General features: G+C 35.9%; 21 protein-coding genes, 1 tRNA gene and 1 pseudogene (1 of these 23 running past the window's edge). 1 reads left to right on the top strand and 22 read right to left on the bottom strand.

The window, feature by feature from the left end; all coding sequences use genetic code 11:
- The 15 genes and pseudogenes from ELD05_RS02280 to rlmD form a co-directional block, all read right to left on the bottom strand.
- On the bottom strand, window positions 1–893 hold the 5' portion of the coding sequence (locus ELD05_RS02280; RefSeq protein ID WP_127351203.1) for a heavy metal translocating P-type ATPase. Its footprint begins 1,480 nt before the window's first position; the window shows 893 of its 2,373 coding nt (coding positions 1–893); it begins with the start codon at window positions 891–893; the stop codon falls past the left edge of the window.
- Window positions 894–906: 13 nt separating this feature from the next.
- The gene (locus ELD05_RS02275; protein WP_011916063.1) at window positions 907–1,281 is read right to left on the bottom strand and encodes an ArsR/SmtB family transcription factor; all 375 of its coding nucleotides are present in this window, start codon (window positions 1,279–1,281) and stop codon (window positions 907–909) included.
- 397 nt (window positions 1,282–1,678) lie between these two features.
- Window positions 1,679–3,247 (bottom strand): recombinase family protein, encoded by a 1,569-nt coding sequence (locus ELD05_RS02265; protein WP_127351202.1) that lies wholly within the window; start codon window positions 3,245–3,247, stop codon window positions 1,679–1,681.
- Complete coding sequence (locus tag ELD05_RS02260) at window positions 3,210–3,701, bottom strand: serine integrase family protein (RefSeq protein WP_127351201.1); 492 nt, start codon at window positions 3,699–3,701, stop codon at window positions 3,210–3,212. Before ELD05_RS02260 ends, ELD05_RS02265 begins: the two co-directional genes overlap by 38 nt.
- 162 nt (window positions 3,702–3,863) lie before the next feature.
- Window positions 3,864–4,656 (bottom strand): annotated as a pseudogene (gene istB / locus ELD05_RS02250) (IS21-like element ISCsa9 family helper ATPase IstB).
- A complete protein-coding gene (gene istA, locus ELD05_RS02245) occupies window positions 4,653–6,059 on the bottom strand; it encodes an IS21 family transposase (RefSeq protein ID WP_127352909.1) in 1,407 nt (468 codons plus the stop codon). Before istA ends, istB begins: the two are co-directional and overlap by 4 nt.
- Window positions 6,060–6,705: 646 nt before the next feature.
- Window positions 6,706–7,371: a hypothetical protein gene (locus ELD05_RS02240; RefSeq protein ID WP_011916059.1), complete on the bottom strand. Its 666-nt coding sequence runs from the start codon at window positions 7,369–7,371 to the stop codon at window positions 6,706–6,708.
- A gap of 188 nt (window positions 7,372–7,559) precedes the next feature.
- Window positions 7,560–8,255, bottom strand: a complete 696-nt coding sequence (locus ELD05_RS02235; protein ID WP_164742565.1) for an amidase domain-containing protein — start codon at window positions 8,253–8,255, stop codon at window positions 7,560–7,562.
- A 22-nt stretch (window positions 8,256–8,277) separates the two neighbouring features.
- The gene (locus ELD05_RS02230; RefSeq protein WP_127351198.1) at window positions 8,278–8,736 is read right to left on the bottom strand and encodes a hypothetical protein; all 459 of its coding nucleotides are present in this window, start codon (window positions 8,734–8,736) and stop codon (window positions 8,278–8,280) included.
- Window positions 8,706–9,143: a hypothetical protein gene (locus tag ELD05_RS02225; RefSeq protein WP_127351197.1), complete on the bottom strand. Its 438-nt coding sequence runs from the start codon at window positions 9,141–9,143 to the stop codon at window positions 8,706–8,708. The genes ELD05_RS02230 and ELD05_RS02225 overlap by 31 nt, the downstream gene beginning before the upstream one ends.
- A gap of 213 nt (window positions 9,144–9,356) precedes the next feature.
- Window positions 9,357–9,662, bottom strand: coding sequence for a hypothetical protein (locus ELD05_RS14085; protein ID WP_206516903.1), 306 nt, complete (start codon window positions 9,660–9,662; stop codon window positions 9,357–9,359).
- 71 nt (window positions 9,663–9,733) lie between these two features.
- Window positions 9,734–10,429: a DUF4367 domain-containing protein gene (locus ELD05_RS02215; protein WP_127351196.1), complete on the bottom strand. Its 696-nt coding sequence runs from the start codon at window positions 10,427–10,429 to the stop codon at window positions 9,734–9,736.
- Window positions 10,419–11,027 carry an RNA polymerase sigma factor gene (locus ELD05_RS02210; RefSeq protein WP_241243572.1) on the bottom strand — a complete coding sequence of 203 codons (609 nt, stop codon included), beginning with the start codon at window positions 11,025–11,027 and terminating at the stop codon, window positions 10,419–10,421. Before ELD05_RS02210 ends, ELD05_RS02215 begins: the two co-directional genes overlap by 11 nt.
- Window positions 10,981–11,181, bottom strand: coding sequence for a DNA-binding protein (locus tag ELD05_RS14260; protein ID WP_039767872.1), 201 nt, complete (start codon window positions 11,179–11,181; stop codon window positions 10,981–10,983). Before ELD05_RS14260 ends, ELD05_RS02210 begins: the two co-directional genes overlap by 47 nt.
- Before the next feature lie 322 nt (window positions 11,182–11,503).
- Complete coding sequence (gene rlmD, locus ELD05_RS02200) at window positions 11,504–12,871, bottom strand: 23S rRNA (uracil(1939)-C(5))-methyltransferase RlmD (protein ID WP_127351194.1); 1,368 nt, start codon at window positions 12,869–12,871, stop codon at window positions 11,504–11,506.
- 159 nt (window positions 12,872–13,030) lie between these two features.
- On the opposite strand from rlmD, the gene ELD05_RS02195 reads away from it, so the two are divergent.
- Window positions 13,031–14,296 (top strand): hypothetical protein, encoded by a 1,266-nt coding sequence (locus ELD05_RS02195; protein ID WP_127351193.1) that lies wholly within the window; start codon window positions 13,031–13,033, stop codon window positions 14,294–14,296.
- A 61-nt stretch (window positions 14,297–14,357) separates the two neighbouring features.
- On the opposite strand, the gene ELD05_RS02190 is transcribed toward ELD05_RS02195, so the two are convergent.
- The 7 genes from ELD05_RS02190 to ELD05_RS02160 form a co-directional block, all read right to left on the bottom strand.
- Entirely contained in the window at window positions 14,358–14,774 is a 417-nt protein-coding gene (locus ELD05_RS02190) for a bacteriohemerythrin (protein WP_013404063.1), read from the bottom strand.
- Window positions 14,775–14,979: 205 nt separating this feature from the next.
- Window positions 14,980–15,067: transfer RNA gene (locus tag ELD05_RS02185), tRNA-Leu, on the bottom strand.
- A gap of 56 nt (window positions 15,068–15,123) precedes the next feature.
- Complete coding sequence (locus tag ELD05_RS02180) at window positions 15,124–15,897, bottom strand: SigB/SigF/SigG family RNA polymerase sigma factor (RefSeq protein WP_127351192.1); 774 nt, start codon at window positions 15,895–15,897, stop codon at window positions 15,124–15,126.
- 4 nt (window positions 15,898–15,901) lie between these two features.
- Window positions 15,902–16,258 carry an ATP-binding protein gene (locus ELD05_RS02175; RefSeq protein ID WP_127351191.1) on the bottom strand — a complete coding sequence of 119 codons (357 nt, stop codon included), beginning with the start codon at window positions 16,256–16,258 and terminating at the stop codon, window positions 15,902–15,904.
- 17 nt (window positions 16,259–16,275) lie between these two features.
- Window positions 16,276–16,584 (bottom strand): STAS domain-containing protein, encoded by a 309-nt coding sequence (locus tag ELD05_RS02170; RefSeq protein ID WP_011916049.1) that lies wholly within the window; start codon window positions 16,582–16,584, stop codon window positions 16,276–16,278.
- Window positions 16,585–16,636: 52 nt separating this feature from the next.
- On the bottom strand, window positions 16,637–18,016 hold the full coding sequence (locus ELD05_RS02165) for a hypothetical protein (RefSeq protein WP_127351190.1): 1,380 nt from the start codon (window positions 18,014–18,016) through the stop codon (window positions 16,637–16,639).
- Window positions 18,009–18,551 carry a sigma-70 family RNA polymerase sigma factor gene (locus ELD05_RS02160; RefSeq protein ID WP_127351189.1) on the bottom strand — a complete coding sequence of 181 codons (543 nt, stop codon included), beginning with the start codon at window positions 18,549–18,551 and terminating at the stop codon, window positions 18,009–18,011. The genes ELD05_RS02165 and ELD05_RS02160 overlap by 8 nt, the downstream gene beginning before the upstream one ends.
- Window positions 18,552–18,562 lie beyond the last annotated feature (11 nt).

Raw genomic sequence — 18,562 nt, 5'->3', positions numbered from 1 at the left:
TCATCGCCAACTTTAAGATTTGCATAGTCAGGACGAATATCCATCAAAGCACTTATTGATTTTCTGGAGTGACCTACAGCTATATCCTGAAACAATTCACCTACCAGATAGAACAGCATAACTGCTACACCTTCTGGATACTCTCCAATGAAGAAAGCACCAATGGTAGCAATACTCATCAAAAAATGCTCACTGAATACCTGACCGCGGGCAATACCTTTTATTGCTCTTAAGACAACCTCTCCACCAACTATGATATAACTAATAATAAACAAGGTAAGCTCAAGCCAATTTTGGAAATTAAAGATGATTCCCACGGCAAATATTGCTCCACCGACCACAAGTCTTATGATTTCTTTTTTGTTGACACCTTCTTCTTCCTCTTCATTATTTTCTTTTACGTTGGCCTTAGATGTATTCTCCTCAAAAATGACCTTTACATCTGGCTCTATTTTCTTTACTATGCCTTCAATCTTCTCATTTAACTCAGAGCGGTTGACTTTCGGACTTATTTCCAGTGTTAGTTTCTTCGAAACAAAATCTACTGCAGCAAATTCAACTCCTTCTAGACCGCTTATTTCTTTTTCTATTTTAGCTGCACAATTCGCGCAGCCAAGTCCTTCAAGTATTACTATGCTTTTGTTCACCTTTTTATTGCTCTTGTTAACGGATTTTTCTTTCACTACCACATCCGGTTCGTGCTTGTGCACTATGGTTTTAACTTGCTGTAATATATTCTTATACTCTTGCTCTGATTCAATTTCTAAAGTCAATGTCTTGTTCATGAAGTTCATATAGGCTTTGACTCCATTTAATTTATTAACCTCTTCTTCAATTTTAGCTGCACAATTTGCGCAATCTAAACCTTCTAAAATTACTTCCTTCTTTAACATTACTGACCCTCCTTTACTTACTTTCTTCTGAAATATGAATTAATCCCTGGTCAAATATTTGCTTTACATGTTCATCTTCAAGAGAGTAGAATACAATCTTTCCTTCTCTTCTGCTCTTTACTAGTCCAGCCTGCTTTAAGACTCTTAGCTGATGTGAAATTGCTGATTGGGTCATATTTAATAAGAATGCAATATCGCAAACGCACATCTCTGATTCACCTAATGCCCAGAGTATCTTAATTCTTGTTGAATCTCCAAAAACTTTAAATAGTTCTGCTAGATCATATAGAGTTTCTTCTTGAGGCATTTTTTCTCGCACTTTATTTACAATTTCCTCATGTATTACATCACAGTCGCATCTTTCAATTGGTTGAATTTTTTTTGCCATATTTATATCACCTCTTTATCATTCAATTGAACACTTGAATAAGTTTTCATATATATTATAAACCTCAATTCTCCGTTTGTCAATAAAAACATATGAGTAATTGTTCAAGTGTGTTTATCTTTTAGCTTTACGGTCAAGACCGCCACCTCTAAGCGCAGCGTAGGTGGGTTTTAATCAGGTGGAGTAGACTCTCCATCTGATTCCCCGATGTTTCAGCTTGCTGAAACGAGTTCACGTCTGTCATTTCGGCTATTCGCTGCTTCTTCCTTCACGCTCTGCATTTTTAACCAGCGCATTTTGCTTCTGCTCCCGCAATCGGTAATCCAATTATGTCTCCTGTAGTTATTTATAATAGTATAAGTACTCTTCCCCTACTGGCGGCTATCTTAATACGAGCTTATAGGTTTACTTCTATTTCTAACCCTGACTTAAACTCTACCACTAGCCTGTCATCATATACAATTGCTTTTTCAACAAGTTTTCTAACCAGTTTATCATCAAACTCCGTTATATCACCGGTTTGCGTGTTAAGAAAGTCAGTCATTTCAGCTATCCGATCCCGCTTATCTTGACGGAGAGCGTTTCTTGATAGTGTTTCTTGCCTTAAATCTCGCAACCTATAAATCTCATTTACAATATTATTGTATTCTTCCTTTAAATTTGCTTTTTGGATCAACTCGGTTTGGAGTTCTTCCAGCCTTTTATCAATATCTGCTGTAGTCTCATCCAAATCCACGCTTAATACGGTTTCAATATTCTTCTTCAGTATGGCCAGAAAAGAGTTTTTTCCACTGACCGCTACATTGATGGCTTCTACAATTTTCTCTTTAAGCGTATCTTCAAGTATAGTGGAAGCGGTACAAAACAAACCGGTGTTTTCCAATCTGCTGACGCATCTCCAAACGATGGATTTTTTCCCTCGGTTATTCCAATGAACCCTGCGGAATATCTCATGACAATTGCCGCAGAACACCATTTGGGATAAGGGATGATTATTGCTGTAGTTTCTCTTCTTTCCGTTCTTACTTATATGCACACATCTTCTGCGGACAAGCTCTTCCTGAACCTGCATATAAATTTCACGCGGGATTATGGGCTCATGGCTGTTTTCTACATAGTATTGAGGAACTATGCCGTTATTGGCCACCCTTTTCTTCGATAAAAAATCTACTGTATAGGTTTTCTGCAACAGCGCATCACCGATATATTTTTCATTCCTCAAAATCTTATTGATGGTGCTGGTATGCCATCTGTGATTACCTGCACCTGTCAGAATTCCGTCAGCCTCCAAACCCCTAGCTATCTGTAGCATACTAGAACCTTCAAGGTATTCTCTGTAAATGCGTTTAACGATCTCTGCTTCTTCAGGTACGATAACTAAATTGCCATCCTTATCCTTTGTATAGCCAAGAAACCGGTTGTGATTAATGTGGATTTTTCCTTGCTGATATCGGTACTGAATACCCAGTTTTACATTCTGGCTTAACGATTGGCTTTCTTGCTGCGCCAAAGAAGCCATAATGGTCAGCAGGATTTCCCCTTTGGAATCCAATGTGTTTATATTTTCCTTTTCAAAGTAAACTGGAATATTTTTTTCTTTAAGCTGCCTTATGTACTTTAGGCAGTCCAGCGTATTTCTTGCAAACCGGCTGATAGATTTCGTAATTATCATATCGATTTTGCCCTGCATACATTCTTCTATCATCCGGTTAAATTCTTCACGCTTTTTCGTGTTAGTTCCGGTAATACCTTCATCTGCAAATATACCGGCTAACTCCCATTCTGAATTGCTTTTGATGTAGTTTGTGTAGTGCTCAATCTGTGCTTCATAACTGGTTGCCTGCTCCTCGCTGTCCGTAGAAACACGACAGTAAGCTGCTACCCGAAGCTTAGGTAATTCCTCTGCATTTGCACTATTCCCAATTCGCTTACGGACAGGGATTACCGTAACATTCCTGGTTATCATCTAAAATCACCTCGCTCTTAATAAGACTATAAGCATACTCTGCCGGCTGAAATGGATCATCATATAGATTATCTGGCATTGAAGCATGAAACCTAAAATTTAGGCATTTCTTTTCATTTCCTTTATGTTCATAAATCCTGCCAAGTGCCTCAGCTCGCCTGCGTCTTTCCAGTTGTGCTTTTTCGAATGTGTCCTTGCTGATAATTGGCGGATAGAATTTATCCTTAACATACCGTTTATCTGCCAGCATTCTTGCAATAGATGTATGGCAGCGCTTAATACCTGCTTTTTGTGCCGCTTTGCTTAAAGAAAGCCCGGAAAGATAAGCCTCAAATAGTTTCTCAATCTTAACTGCTTCCTCTTCATTAACGACAGCCCTGCCGTTTTGAATGTTATATCCAAAAGGTATATGGCTCATCATTTCACCAGCCTTTCTCTTAAGTTCAACCCGCATTTCATTTTGAAACTTATTTCTTCTTGTGAAAACACAATGATTTCTTCAATAAAATCCTCAAATATTTTTCTATCGAATGCATCAATCTGCTTTTCAGTGTTATTGTCAATACCTTTTCCCCACTTTTGATAATATTTTTTCCCCACCTGTTTTCAAAAAAATTTAATTATCATTATCTAACTGATTTGACTCATTCTTGGAATCATCTGTTAAAGCTTTTATAGCCCCTTCCCGTTGTTTCATCCTATAACTTTCACCCTTGATAACTACAAAATGACAGTGATGTACAAATCTATCTAAAATTGCCGTTGCTAAGACTGGGTCATAAAATATCCTCGGCCACTCTTCAAATACCTTGTTTGTAGTTATTATTATTGATCCTCTCTCGTACCTCTTCGATATTATCTCATAAAAATCATCTACACTGCTTTGGTTAAATTTCCTTAAGCTTAGCTTATCTATTATCAACAGGTCCACATTAACATAGTTTTTTAACTTTTGTTGATACGAATTATCAGCTCTTGAAATATACAGCTCTTCTAACATCTCGTTTGCTGTGGTAAACAAAACTCTATATCCAAGTGCTACAGCTTTTAGTCCTATTGCTATTGCAAGGTGTGTTTTTCCTGTCCCTGGCGGTCCTATTGATGCACACATTCTCTTTCTTGCGGACAAATTCACAGGTCGCCAAATTGTATATAAACCTCTTATTAATTGAAGGCTGATAACTAAAATTGTATTCTTCTAATGTCTTGTGCCATGGAAACCTCGCTTTGCTTATCCTCTTTTGATTACTGTTTATTCTCCTGTTACTCACTTCATCATTTATCAATATCTCAAAAAACTCTTGATAAGAAAAGTTATTCTTAATAGCTTCCTCTACTCTTAAATCAAAACTCTTTATTATCCCAGATAATTTCAAATCTTTTAGTTTTCCCAACAAAAGATCATTCATCTTTGCAATTCTCCCATCTCAAGCAATTTGTTATATTCCTTGATATCCCTGTAAAGCTCTGTTGTACCCTCATTAATGTAACTCTCATCTTCATATACAGGCAAATCGCTTATCCCTTTTTCGCATATGTTCTTGACAACCTTATAACTCAATCCTCTAAAACTTAAAGCTCTTTTACACGCATTGTCCACTGCCTCCGCTCCATATCTTTCTTTCAAGGCTATTATCCCACTTATGCTTCTGTAATCATACTTTTTAAATCCTTCCTGCTTAATAAATTCCTCAAAAAACTTCAGCGCCCAATTACCAATTTCTGATATTTTATCCCTCTGCCTTGACAATATATCCTCAGTTGTTATATTCTTAGACGAGGGATAGTGTTCTTTGTTGGTTACGTATTTGCCCATCTCAACTACCTCTACTTCATATCCTGCATACTCATATGGCACTGAATAATAGTTCCCTTTGTATATGAGATGACAGTTAGTAGTTACTTTATGAATTGAACTTTTTGATATGTGGTATTCCTCAATAGGAAGAGCTATTAACTTTTCTTTCTCTTCTGAGAGGAAAACTTCTTTGGGAACTTTCTTGGTTGTGCCATGTACTCTCACATTTGCTACATCATCAAGCCAGTTTTTTAAATGCTCCCTCGCCTCATCAATATCCTTAAATTCTTCCCCAGAAAAACAGTTTTGCTTAACATACTTAACTGTCGATTCTACCTTGCCTTTATCAGTCGGTGTGTATACCCTGCAAGGATGAGGTAAAAATCCATAGTGGCTTGCAAAACTTGCATAATCCTTTTGTATTTGCGCTTCATAAAAATCAACATTCAATACACCTGCTTTTAAATTGTCTATCTTCACAACTTCTACTACTCCACCAAAATACTTAAATGCGTTCTTATGACACTGTATAAATGTTTCAACTGTCTGGTCAAATACTATCTCTGCATACATATATCTTGAATAACTTAAAACCATTGTAAATACCCATGCTTTTTTGAATTTCCCATCAACTTTTATCTTACCTATATATCCAAAATCAACTTGTGCTTCTTCTGCAGGTAGCGTTGTTAAAACCATGTACACCTTTGAATTTGCTATCTTTTGTTTTATCTTTTGGACATATCTTCTTACATTCGAGTAGCTTCCTTCAAAACCAAATTCTGCTTGTAGAGCTTGATATATTTTCTTTGCTGAAAGTCCTTTGTTAACTTTTGCCTCAATGAATTGCCTGTAATTATCCAATACTGAATTTTTTGATTTTCTCTCAACTTCTCCTTTCTGTTCAATGTCTTGGATTACTTTTCTAACAGTTTTTCTATCCACGTTTAACAACCTTGCTATTTGACTTTTGTTGTATCCCTGTTTGAAAAGAGTGTAGATTGTTGTGTGCATTGCAACCCCCAACATTTTCTTATTATCTTCTCCTCCTGTAGTTTTCCCATACTTTCCATTCTACACTACAGAAGGCTTCTTTTTAAGTAGCAGGTGGGGAATTTTTGATGTCATTTCTGATGATTTTATTTTATCATTAACAGATGGAATCTTTTCCGGCGTATAGCTTTTGCCTTATGTATATTGGCAGAGAACCGCTTGATATTGTATGAAGTCCAGACCATACAATATCAACCTCGTCAGCTCCAACCTACACGGCAGCACCCGCCATACGCTCAGCCTCTATTTAAGTTCGGCAGGTGTTGTCATGCCGAATTTTTCTTTTCGTTGTTCATAAAGAATGCTTCAATTTTTTCTCTTTGGGATATGCAGTGCAATGTTATTACCGCCCTTCTATTTGCCCGGTGATGTTGCATATTATAGAACTATCTATTGTAGAAGCCTTGAACCGGCTTTTGTTGATCCAAGGCGATTTGAATAAAATTAAAAGTACTATTAACTGTTCATTTTTCTCAAAATAAAAACCTCCGCCTGTGTGTCTCTATCAATTAAGACAAAACAAGGGAGGTTTTTGTGACAATTATCATCACTTAATCGTTACGATGTAATTTATGGAAACTCGAAGAAGCCATTCAATCTTTCAGATTCATTGGCTATTTAAAAGACGGTAGTCTACCTCTTTAGTAGCGCCGACATCTTTATAAACATTCACAAGTTCATTATCGGCATTGTACAGTTTCATGTCTTTAACATTCACAACGCCATTATAAATTAATATATACCCCTTATCGTTTTCTACCTTTTCTTCTATTGTATTGCCATCATCAAAATCAAAAACTATCCTGGCATAATTCGTTTCTTTCCTTGTATCGTTTTCAGGTATCCAAGTTGAGTCGTTAAGATTACAAAAGAAAATTGTGTCATTTCCAAGAACAAGCCTGTTTACTCCAAATCCCATGCTCATTGCTGCATCGCCTCCTGCTACGCCGTTTGCAATGAAATTTCTGCCTTCCTTTTCTTCAACGTAATAAATCGCAATACCCCCACTTTCACCTTGACGTAGCACTAAAACCAGGTAACCTTGCGCATATTTTTTTATTTTTAAAATCTCAGTATTTCCCTTAATTATGCTGTATGTATCAATTATTGCTTTTTTTAAGGCATCTTTAATTGTTTCATTTTCACTATCATTCACCTGTATAGGTTTGCTATTTAGTGATGAATGTTTTTTAGAATCATTTTCACTTATAGTGCTACAAGCTGAAGTACTTAAAAATACTATTATCAACAGAAAAAAAAGATATTTTTTCATTTGGGTTCTCCAATCAAAACAATTTTAATTATATAAAATCACATTAATAGTATTATTTAAAATAAAGGGGGTTGGAAATAGAACATGAGTCTTATTTCCAATGCCCTACCTTTTTAATTCCCATTATATACCATTAACGTAAGACTTAATTTAATTGTCTATTACCGAATCTTTAGTACATTTTGAAATTAGCTGCTAAATGATGCACTTGAAAACGTCATCCGTCTCATTTTACAAGAAGAGCCTCCAAAGGCATTGATAAGTTCAATAACAGGTCTATTTTTCACATCGCTTGAATGCTGACAAACTAACAAATTATCCCAAGTTACACCACTTGACGGTTTATATGTTACATATACTGAATGGTGATAGTCACTTATATCATAGTCGTAAAATTGCAACACGTCTCCTAATAATACGCTGCTTGGACTTATATTATTATAATATGCATTATTATTTATACCTGTGGCATTTGGTCCGTAAGTCTTTGATGAATTTGTAGCAAAAGTCCATAAACTTCCAACATTTTCCCAAGGACCCGAACCTCCTCCTGTACCCCCAAACCATCCTGTAGTATACGTTCCATTAACCATTCTAACTTTATTAGAAATATTGGTTCTTGTTTGAGTATCATTTCCTGAAACATACCCTCCGTATGCGGCCCATATACATTGACTTACAAAATTTGTGCAATCCCAAGTGCCCGGACTCGTAAGTTCAGTATTATAAAAGTAACGATAGTCAATTCTATCAATTTTAAACCCCCAATCAGTAACAGAGGAATCTGTATTAAGTGTAACTTTTATGCTGGAACCCTGTTTCCAACTACTCCAAACACCACTATCGTAAGAACCTGTGAATTCATCTCCTGCATCAGTTGTCACATAATCCCAACCATCCTCTGTACTAATTCTTTAAAAAATGGACACGAATACTTACTGCACCTGTTTTACTTATTGTCCATGTATTAGTATAATTGTTGGTATATGGATGGGCGCTTTCTAAAGTGTATGAATCACCTACACTAGTTGAATCACCGCCTACAAATCTTGTAGCATATGCTACTCCATTAGAACTATTATAAGGATAGGTTGCAGTAATAATAACATCACTTGAAGGCTCTTTGCTAATTTTTTCTGTTTTGGCATCGGATATCTGAACTTTCATGGTCTGAAAATCATCTATTTTCTTTTGGTAAGCCTTGTTTACTGCTTCTTTAATCGAACTACCAGATATTAGTTGTTTAGCTTCATTTTTTATATTTTCCTTAAATTTATTAAACAGATCATAATCCGAATCAATTTTACTTATAGTCCATATTCCGTTTTTATTGTTCAAAACAAAATCAAAATTAATACCGTACATCCCGATTCGACATCAACCCCTGTAAGCTGATAATTTACATCCAAGATTAATTTCACATCAGCTTGGTTATTTTTTATAGAAATTGATCTGTAGCAAGGATTCAATTTAAACCATTGATAGCTAATTCCGAATTCTTTATATAATTCTATTTGTTGTTTATTAAACATTTTGTATGTATATGTACTGTCATTATCTTCAGTTATATCATTGATGTTTCCTTCTTCTAGAGATACAAAGGACTGGAAAGATCTATTAAGGAATTGCTCTATCGTGCTTTTCACTGCTTTCTCTTCCTCATTTAAAGAACTGACAGGCTTTATAACTGCATTATTCTTTTCTGCTAAAGCAAAACCTGACAAGGAAAAGATTAAAGCTATTGAGACAAGAACCGAAATAATTTTTTTCATAAATTATTCTCCTCTCCGTTTTTGTTTTAATTTTTTCCAGTAAAACGATATCACTGTACTAATAAGTTACAGTTTTACTGTAAATCGTATCTGATTCATAGCCGCCGTCGCCGGATACATAGTAATATGTCTCAACCCTGTAAGTCCCACTGCTTACTTGATATGTTTCCAGTATGGATGCCGACGAAGATGTTGATGATTTAGACCAGCTTTTCACGTTTGACCATGATCCGTTAGAATAACGCTGCAAAGTAGATGTGAGATAAATGTTTTTCCGGCCGGTGTTTTTTGCACATACCCATACACAGTGGCCGTTCCGCTTGCTGAAATAGTAAGCGAGGTGCTTGCCTGGTTGATGTAAACATACTGAATGGACACCACTGACTTCGGCGTTGCACTTGTTTCTCCTGCGGCCAATGCTGTCGATGTTAATACAGACAAAATAAGCAGGATACTTAATGCAAAAGATAAAAAACTCTTTTTGATCATTGAAAAACCTCCTTTGTTTTTTGTCTTCATAAAATAAGACAAATCAAAAGAGACTTTTGTGACAGAAAATAAAAAAATTTTTTAGAAAATTTTTCTGAACTTTATGGACTTAAGTCCGTGCCTGTAATTTCAACGCTTTCCGCAATCTTAAACACGATGTCTCTATCCAGTGTTGATGACACCGTATACATATACTTATCATCGTACCAGACCAGGTTTTGAACGCCCTGATTGGAATAATACTTGGCCGGTAAACCTTTGAACTCAAGTTCTTCCAGTTTTACACCTTCTGTATTTATGTTGATTGAAACGTTTTCAAGGCACTGTTGGCTGTAGGATATAAAATCATTTTCCTTTTCATATTCCAGCAGAACAAGGCCGTCGGTGTTTTTATTGACCAGTTTAAAGCCTTCCGGTATATAGGCTGGTTCATATATGGCAAATCCATCGGCCGCATCCTGAGATGACCGGCTTTCATTAAAGAATATATGAGTGAATTTTTCGTACACCTCGGTTATGAATTCAAATACCGCGGCACGCACAGCCGATACGCTCATTGCGGACGCAAACAGGATAATTATTGCTGCAATCAAAGCAACCACACGCCTGCGCAAAAATGCCATTCCTCCAATCAGGTTTCTTGTTTTGCTTCGGCGTATAAGCCTTTCCATCTTTCGTTCAAACTCATTTGAGAACTCATACTCTATTTCATCGTCTGTAGGCAGGGTTTCTATCTCATATATGTCCGCTTTAATGACGGCTTCTTTAAGCATGTCTTCCGTAAAACTAATTGACATCGGCGCTTTCCTCCCTTTCCAGAATTTCCTCAAGCCTGCGTTTTGCGCGCTCAAGCCGCTTCCTAACCGTCGTCTCATATATATCCAACATCTTTGCTATTTCTTCATTTGAAAACTCTTGAACATATTTCAGTGTCAGCACATCTTTATATATAACAGGCAGCTTCAATACCGCCCTTGCAAGATGATCCAAATCCTCCGCAACGCTTATTGGTTCGGTCGTTATACAGTATTCCACATCCTCAAGGGGAATTGTTGTATGCCTTTTTCTTTGGTTATATAAATTGATGGCGGTGTTTCTAACCATAGTAACAATGTAGCTCTTAGTTTTGTGACAGGAAATTTCTCCCACTTTATCGAAATTCTCAAGAATTTTCAAAAACGTCTGATGTACAGCGTCCTCGGCGAACCGTTCATCATTTAGGATGCGGTTGGCGACATAGAACATAAGCTTCCTGTATGTAACATAAAGCAATTCAAATTTATTTTTATCCTCTTCGCCGTCAAGCATCGCCAGATATATTGGAAGCATTTTGTCACCTCCCGCATTTTCATGCTCTGTTTTGTTTCCTCTCTCTTTGTGACTTAAGTCTGCCATCAATGGGTTTTTGGGCGTTTCTCGGTATTGCCCATACACGGCTGAAACGCACAGCGCCGTTTATTCTGTTTTCCGCACACAGCTTTTGTATGCGCCTGACGGAAATGCCCCACTTTTTTGAAGCTTCATTTACAGACATGTAATCAGTTACCATATATTCACCCAAACATACAATTATTAGCAATTCATATTATATAAGTCTAAACGAATAATATCAAGCCATAATGGATAAATTGGTTTACATTTTTTCTCTTTTCAAACCATTAAAATTTTTGACATGTTCCCTCGAACAATCAACCCCCGTCTTTTCCGTCTACACAACCCTGCCCGCCAAAAGACGCCCCAAGAAGCTGTAGATGTGTTTCCACGAACAGTTGCACAGACAAAAAAACAAGGCTTCCCGGCATCTCCGCCGCCAAAAAACACATTTTCGGCAGGCGGCATATCACCTGAAAGCCCTGTATTCAAGCCGTTTTTCAGGCACTTATTTGTTTTTTTACATTTGTCATCAATACCACGCACTCGACGTGAAATGTCTGTGGAAACATATCAACAGGCTGGACTTCTAAAATTTCATAGCCATTTGAAAAAAGAATACTGCTATCTCTTGCAAGTGTTGAAGGATTGCAGGATACATAAATTATGTTTGGAATTTTGTGCTCTACCAAGCTTTCTAAAAGCTGTTTTTCACATCCAGTTCGCGGTGGGTCAAGAATTACAGCCTGAGGTATAACTCCACTTTTCAATAGTTTTGGGATTTCAATCTCTGCACGACCACATATAAATTCAATGTTTGAAATACCATTATTCTTGCTACTTTTTTTAGCATCTTCAACTGCATCTCTAACTAACTCTATGGCGTAAACCTTTTTGCAAAACGGAGCTACAAACATTGAAATGGTACCTATTCCAGAGTATATGTCAAATACAATTTCTGCTTCAACATTCATTAGATACTTTACTACTTGCCTGTAGAGCACCTCTGTTTGCATAGAATTTACCTGAAAAAATGATTTTGGAGAAATTTCAAATGTTAAATTCCCTATCTTATCTTTTATTGTGCTACTGCCCCAGATCAATATATCTTCCTCACCAAGTATTACATTTGTCCTTTTAGGATTCAAGTTTACATAGAGTGATTTAATTTTGGGAAATTTGTCTAAAATGTCATTTTTGATAGCTTCTAAATTCTCAGGTACTTTTGTGCAAACAAGAATGATCATCATCTCATCAAATGCAAATGAATTTCTAACAACAATGTGCCTCAAAACACCTTTATGCTTTTTTTCGTCATAAACCTCTATCTTGTGTTTTTGTATTAGATCTTTCATACCTTTTATCACATTATCGCAAAACTCATGCTGAATAAGACAGTAATTTATATCAACAATATCATGTGTCATCTTTTTATAAAATCCTATTTGGGGTTTTTTATAATCTCCTCCTACCGGAAGTGCGGTTTTGTTTCTGTATCTAAATGGATTTTCCGTTCCAATAACATCATTTATTTTGGGACTTAGCTTCCCTATTCGCTTAAAAGCATCTTCAACAAGAAGTTTTTTTAGGCTTAGCTGATGCTGGTATTTTGCATGCATCAAATGACAACCGCCACAAAAGTCATAATAAGGGCATTCAGGGTCTTTTCTATATGGGCTTTTTTCTAAAATTTCAACTAAGTTTGCTTTGGCATACTCTTTTTTGACCTCTTCGATTTTAATCTTTGCAACCTCATCAATAAGAACATTGTCAACAAACACTACAAATCCATCAATTCTTGCAATACCCTGTGCCTGGTGATTTAGTGTATCAATCTTTACAATATACTCTTGCGATTTTTTTACCACATCTTTTCCCCCTGATATTTCTTTGTTTGCTTTAATATTTTACACCATTTTTTAATAGCAAGAAAATAATAATTTCATAAAGTCTTTGAGAAAATATATATTGAAAAATCCAAAAGTTACTCTTCATCCTACATTCAATCAAAAGGAGGTCTGAAAAAATTGTTCAACCCATTCGAAGAAAAGCCAAAGCCGATTGAAAATTTTCTCATGGACTGGAAAACAATATATCCCAAGTCATACTGCAAAAATGAAGTTGACCCTTATACAAAAACAAGAATAATCCTCATGAACGGGATTGAAGCTGAAGCCTCGATGTTTTCCCATCAGTTCCACCGTCACTGCACAGACAACGACGTAAGACGCGATTTAGCAATGATGAGAAGAATTGAGCAGATGCAACAAAAGCAAATCAACTGGTTAAAGCCAATTGATGAAACACCCCTTGAAACTACAATTGGATACGAACACGTTGCTGTAGACCTTACCGCTTGGCTTGCTCAAAACGAACCTGACCCTTATGTAAAACAAACACTTGATTTTATTCTGCTTGAGGATTTTGACCATCTTTACCGTTATGCAAATCTTCTTGACATGGATTCAAACATCCAAGCAAACAATTTGGTAAAAAACTACGTCGAAATCATCCCAGGTCGGCCGACAATTGCCCATCACAGACACCCTTATGATACTGTCAGCAGATGCGTTGATTTCAAAAAAGCAGATATTAGAACAAAGTTAAACATCTTCATTATAACAGCCGGTGAGCAGCAGACAATGAATTTTTATAACAACATTGGCAACACTTATTATAACGACCTTGGCAGACAGCTCTACTTAGAAATAGCCTTGGTGGAAGAAGAACATGTAACACAGTACGGTTCACTGATTGACCCGAGACTCACATGGTTCGAAAGTCTTCTTTTGCATGAATACACAGAATGCTATCTGTATTACTCATTCTATGAATCTGAGGTTGACTCAAATGTAAAATCTATATGGGAGATGCACCTTGATGCTGAAATTGCCCATCTTCACAAAGCTGCAGAACTTTTGCAAAAACATGAGAATAAATCTTGGTGCGAGGTCATCCCTGGTGGACAGTTCCCAAATCTTTTGCTGTTCCATGACACGCGTGAATATGTACGCAAAGTTCTTTCACAGATGGTTGAAATCACAGCTGACAAAGAGGATTTAAAAAATGTAAATGATCTACCAGAAAATCATACGTTTTTCTGGTTCCAGAATAAAGTGAACCATGATATAAATTCCGTTGCAAGCCATGTGGTGATTGATAAGCACAACACTTTAAAAGGCGAAGATTACAGAGTTGAATTGGCGCCACACCCAGTTGAAAGCTTGAGAAATAGAAAAGAAGATAATACTTCAATTGGCAGGTCAAAACAGAAAAAAGTTGTTAGTATATAAACAAAAAAAGCTGTCTACCCTTGCGGTGGACAGCTTTTTGCAATTTTTGAAATCTATTCATCTACTTTGATTGCATCTTTTCTTTCAAAAACGCTCCAAGTTTTCTATCTGTTCCAAGGATATGATTTTTGAGCCAGTCAACAACAAGTCTGTTTGTCTTTATAACTGCTGCAACTCCTGCTCCCTCTTTCTCTATCTCCTCTCGAAACTTTTTGTATGTTTCAACAAAGTTATCATGTTCATTTTTGTGAGCAGCATAGTGGGGGTATAAATACTCTTTCATGTACTTTTCTTCTGTGGAGAAATGAAATACTACATAATCACCTAAAAAATCCAAAACCTCTGGCAACACCTTTTTCCCTTCCCCTTGAGAACAAGCATCTAAGAGCTTATTTATCCTTGCAAACAGCTCTTTGTGCTGATTGTCTATTGACTCAACTCCTACAGAGTACTGGTCAAGCCATTCAATTTGCGGCATTTTTTCACTCCTTTCCACTTCAAATGATTTTTCAAAATAATTTATACCCTTTTGATTAGTACTCTTAACATATCTTCTTAATAATCTTTTTTTCCTTGCTTTGCTCAATATTTTGCACAATTATTATTAACTTTAAAAAAGCAAAAATAAAAACCCCTTTTCAAACCTTTTCAGGTTTAAAAAGGGGATTATCTGCGAGCACTTTTGGTGCCGAAGGCGGGAGTCGAACCCGCACGGCCTCAGCGGCCACCGGATTTTGAGTCCGGCGCGTCTGCCAGTTCCACCACTTCGGCACACTTTATATTTAAAATTTTAAGCAAGAATAGTATAACACAAATTTTTTGGGTTGTCAAATAGGTGCCTTTGTTCCATCAATAAAATCTTTTAGCTTTTTTAAAACCTTCTTTTCAAGCCTCGAAATGTACATCTGCGATACCTTCATCTCTTCAGCAATCTCTCTTTGGGTCTTTTCCTCAAAAAAGCGCTTTTGAACAAATTCTCTTTCCAAAGGACTTAACTTGTCTATTGCCTTTTTTACTGCTTCAGTGTTCTCTATCTGAACAAGGTTTTCATCACTCTTTCCAAGAACATCTCCTAAGGTCATCTCTTCATCCTCGTACATTGTCTGGTCAAGTGACTGTGGAAGATAGTTGTTCGATGCCTCCATTACTTCTAAGACTTCTTCAGGTGTAATGCCTATATGCTGAGCTATCTCTTCTATCTTTGGTGGCCGCTTTAGCTTTGTAGAAAGTATCTCGGTCGCAAGTTTTATTTTAGCTGATGTCTCATAAATCCTTCGTGGAAGCCTGATTAATGATGCCCTGTCTCTAAAATAGCGCTTAATTTCACCCATAATTGTAGGCGTTGCAAAGCTTGTAAATTTATAACCTTTGTTGGGTTCAAACCTCTCAACTGCATTTATTAGCGCCATACATGCAACTTGATATAAATCATCATATTCTATTCCCCTGTTTACAAACTTTTTGGCAACAATTTCAGCTATATACAAATGCCTGTTGACAAGCTCATTTCTCAGGTTTATATCTTTTGTCTTTCGATACTCTTCGAAGAGTCTATCTATTTCAGCATCATCAAGATTTATAGTCTTTTTCTCATCAACCATCAAATCAGACCCCTTGACGATATTTTTTGAGTCTTACCCTATACTTGTCTTGTAATTTTTCAAACTCTACATCATCAATAAGTGTCTTTAGAATTACTTCTGCCAGTTCATTTTCGTTTATCTCATTTGTTGGCATATCTATATTAATCCCTAAGAAATTCCTGTCAACTTCAAATTTGATAGAAATTGAATCTGATATTTCTTCGATGTCAAAGAGGTTGAATACTTCTGAGATTGCCATTTTCAAATCCTCAATTGTTTCAAAATCAAATCCGCAGCGAGCTGCAATACCAGACAAAGTAAGCCTCACTACCATAATATATTCAGCTTTGGATGGAATTGTTAATATAATTTCGTGCATACTTTACAAAATCCTCCTCATTCGATTCTGAATACCTTATCAAGTCCTGTTATTGTAAATACCTTTTTCACATTGGGTCTCAGGTTTTTTAAAACTATGTTAGTACCCCTTTGTTTTGATTTTTTGAGTGCACCAACAAACACCCCAAGACCTGTTGAGTCAATGTAACTAACCTCGTTCATGTCAACAATAACATCTGAAGAGGATGTATCTATCAATGTGTAAAGCTTGTCCTTCAAAGTAGGTGATGAAAATATGTCAAGCTCTCCTTTAAGCTCAATCACAATGCCATTTTCAGAAACCTTCTCTTTCAAATCAAGGTTCATAACTAAAACCTCCGTAAACATTTTTGTATATCTTATTATATCATTTTAAACTCTACTTTTCCAACCAATATATTTTGTTTTCACTAACATAGATATGGTGCGGAACATAAACATCCTCTTGTTTTTTATAGACAATTTTTATCTTTGAAATATCTATATCTTTGATATTATATCTTTTCTTAAACTCTGCAGCAGCAGTTTGTATGTCATAAATCTCCATTTTTTGAAGGGGTGAAAACTTCTTAAGATAGATTTTTCCTTTTTTTACTTTCCCAAATCTATCAAACTCAATATAACCTTGAGAGTCATACAATTCATAGCCTTGGACATAGAATATTATATTTGCTCTGTATACATCGTTTTGGCTTGTCACAAAAATTTTATAATCTTCAAGGCCAAGTTTATCTAATATACTCTTAGCTTCTTTATAAACCTTCTCTTCTACGCTTTCTTGCACATCTGCCATAAGTTTAAAATCCTCTTTATTTAGAACTTCAAAATAGCAATAATCCTGGTAAACGCTTACGTAAACTGAATTTGGTACATTCTCTGCAAAAAAGCTTTTGTAAACCTCACCAACGACAATGTCACTGATGATTATAACAATGTCATCTTCTTTCAAGTTCATCTTTTCTTCTTTTAGAACATAGACTGAAGTAAATACACTTTTAACTGAATTAATATTTCCATTTTTCTCGTTTATTACAACTTTTTGTTCTGTCTTTTTGTTACTTGTTCCTCCATTCGATGGCAAAGTCGCAATTGTGGCTGTGCTACTTTTAGATGTCTTGTTGTCATTTTTATTACTATAATTTTCTGCCATTTTACTGTTTGCCTGTGAATTTGCTTTAACTCTTGTACTCTGATTTTCCAAACTCTTACTTTTTGACGCCTGTTTTGTCTTCATATTCAGCTTAGATTTTGCGCTTATCTTATCAGTTGCAGACCTCTTTTCTTCCTGTTTTTGAGAAAGTTGCTTTTGGGTGCTTGCCTTTTTCTCAACTATCTTCTTACTACCTTCTTGTGAACTTACTGAAATATTTTTCTCCTCTTGATTCTGGTTTGAAGTTTTGTCTTCTTGCAAAGCTGCTTCACTTTTCGTATCTTCTTTTTGCTTCACTGATACACTGTACTGCTCTTGAATTTTGGACTCTTCGCTCGGGTCTAAGTTCAGTGCTTGTTCTATCTCATTTCTCATAAAAGAGGTGTTTGAAACTCTAAAATTTCCCATATTTAGCTTAAAACTTAGAAAAAGAATAATGCTTAGAACAAGGCATGCAACAACTGCTGTTGAAACCTTGAGATAAAACCTACTTTTTTTTCTTTTGTCATACTCTTTAAGAAGCATACTTTTAAGATCTTCTTTAAACTCTTTTCTGTACTCTACTTTGAACGCCTCTTCAAACAAGTTATCAAGCTTTTCATCATTCACTTTCATGCACCTCTTTTAAAAGCATTTCCTTTAAAGAATGGATTGCCCTGAAAAACAAAGCTCTTATCGCAACATCTGATTTATTTTTCATCTTTGCTATCTCATTTAGTTTCATATTCGCACCATATCGTAAAATTACCACCTCTTGTTGGTCTTTTGTAAGTTTTGAGAGTGCCTTTTTTAGAGTGTCTTTTTCTATCTTATCAAAAACCTCATCTTCAGGAGTTTTTATACTTGAGTGGTTTGTTATTTTCTCTATGTCTATATATTCTTTTTTAGCTCTGTAGTAGTCATTCACAACATTTTGAGCAATCTTGAATATCCAAGCTGAAAAGGAATGATTTTCTTTATACTCGAACTTGTCCAATGACTTCAAAACCTTCATAAAGGTCTCACTGGTCAAATCCTCTGTAAGTGGATGATTGAATGTTTTGTAGTATATGTAAGTGTATATCTTGTCAAAATAGAACTCATATAACTTTTCAAAATATCTCTTGTCTTTCTTCGCCCTTTCAACTAATTCTCTCTCATCCATTTTCTACAAGT

The sequence above is a fragment of the Caldicellulosiruptor changbaiensis genome (genome assembly GCF_003999255.1).
GTDB lineage: Bacteria > Bacillota > Thermoanaerobacteria > Caldicellulosiruptorales > Caldicellulosiruptoraceae > Caldicellulosiruptor > Caldicellulosiruptor changbaiensis.
This window is presented reverse-complemented; position numbering and strand designations above follow the sequence as displayed.

Bases quoted from the DNA above. Each gene is read 5' to 3' on its own strand.
- istA (WP_127352909.1), bottom strand. From the start codon at position 6,059: ATGCACACAACAATCTACACTCTTTTCAAACAGGGATACAACAAAAGT.
- ELD05_RS02215 (WP_127351196.1), bottom strand. From the start codon at position 10,429: ATGTCAATTAGTTTTACGGAAGACATGCTTAAAGAAGCCGTCATTAAA.
- ELD05_RS02170 (WP_011916049.1), bottom strand. From the start codon at position 16,584: ATGAACCTTGATTTGAAAGAGAAGGTTTCTGAAAATGGCATTGTGATT.
- ELD05_RS14085 (WP_206516903.1), bottom strand. From the start codon at position 9,662: ATGAAGACAAAAAACAAAGGAGGTTTTTCAATGATCAAAAAGAGTTTT.
- ELD05_RS02275 (WP_011916063.1), bottom strand. From the start codon at position 1,281: ATGGCAAAAAAAATTCAACCAATTGAAAGATGCGACTGTGATGTAATA.
- ELD05_RS02225 (WP_127351197.1), bottom strand. From the start codon at position 9,143: ATGAAAAAAATTATTTCGGTTCTTGTCTCAATAGCTTTAATCTTTTCC.
- ELD05_RS02230 (WP_127351198.1), bottom strand. From the start codon at position 8,736: ATGTACGGTATTAATTTTGATTTTGTTTTGAACAATAAAAACGGAATA.
- ELD05_RS02160 (WP_127351189.1), bottom strand. From the start codon at position 18,551: ATGGATGAGAGAGAATTAGTTGAAAGGGCGAAGAAAGACAAGAGATAT.
- ELD05_RS02260 (WP_127351201.1), bottom strand. From the start codon at position 3,701: ATGCGGGTTGAACTTAAGAGAAAGGCTGGTGAAATGATGAGCCATATA.
- ELD05_RS14260 (WP_039767872.1), bottom strand. From the start codon at position 11,181: ATGGTAACTGATTACATGTCTGTAAATGAAGCTTCAAAAAAGTGGGGC.
- ELD05_RS02240 (WP_011916059.1), bottom strand. From the start codon at position 7,371: ATGAAAAAATATCTTTTTTTTCTGTTGATAATAGTATTTTTAAGTACT.
- ELD05_RS02210 (WP_241243572.1), bottom strand. From the start codon at position 11,027: ATGGCAGACTTAAGTCACAAAGAGAGAGGAAACAAAACAGAGCATGAA.
- ELD05_RS02190 (WP_013404063.1), bottom strand. From the start codon at position 14,774: ATGCCGCAAATTGAATGGCTTGACCAGTACTCTGTAGGAGTTGAGTCA.
- ELD05_RS02175 (WP_127351191.1), bottom strand. From the start codon at position 16,258: ATGCACGAAATTATATTAACAATTCCATCCAAAGCTGAATATATTATG.
- ELD05_RS02180 (WP_127351192.1), bottom strand. From the start codon at position 15,897: ATGGTTGATGAGAAAAAGACTATAAATCTTGATGATGCTGAAATAGAT.
- ELD05_RS02265 (WP_127351202.1), bottom strand. From the start codon at position 3,247: ATGATAACCAGGAATGTTACGGTAATCCCTGTCCGTAAGCGAATTGGG.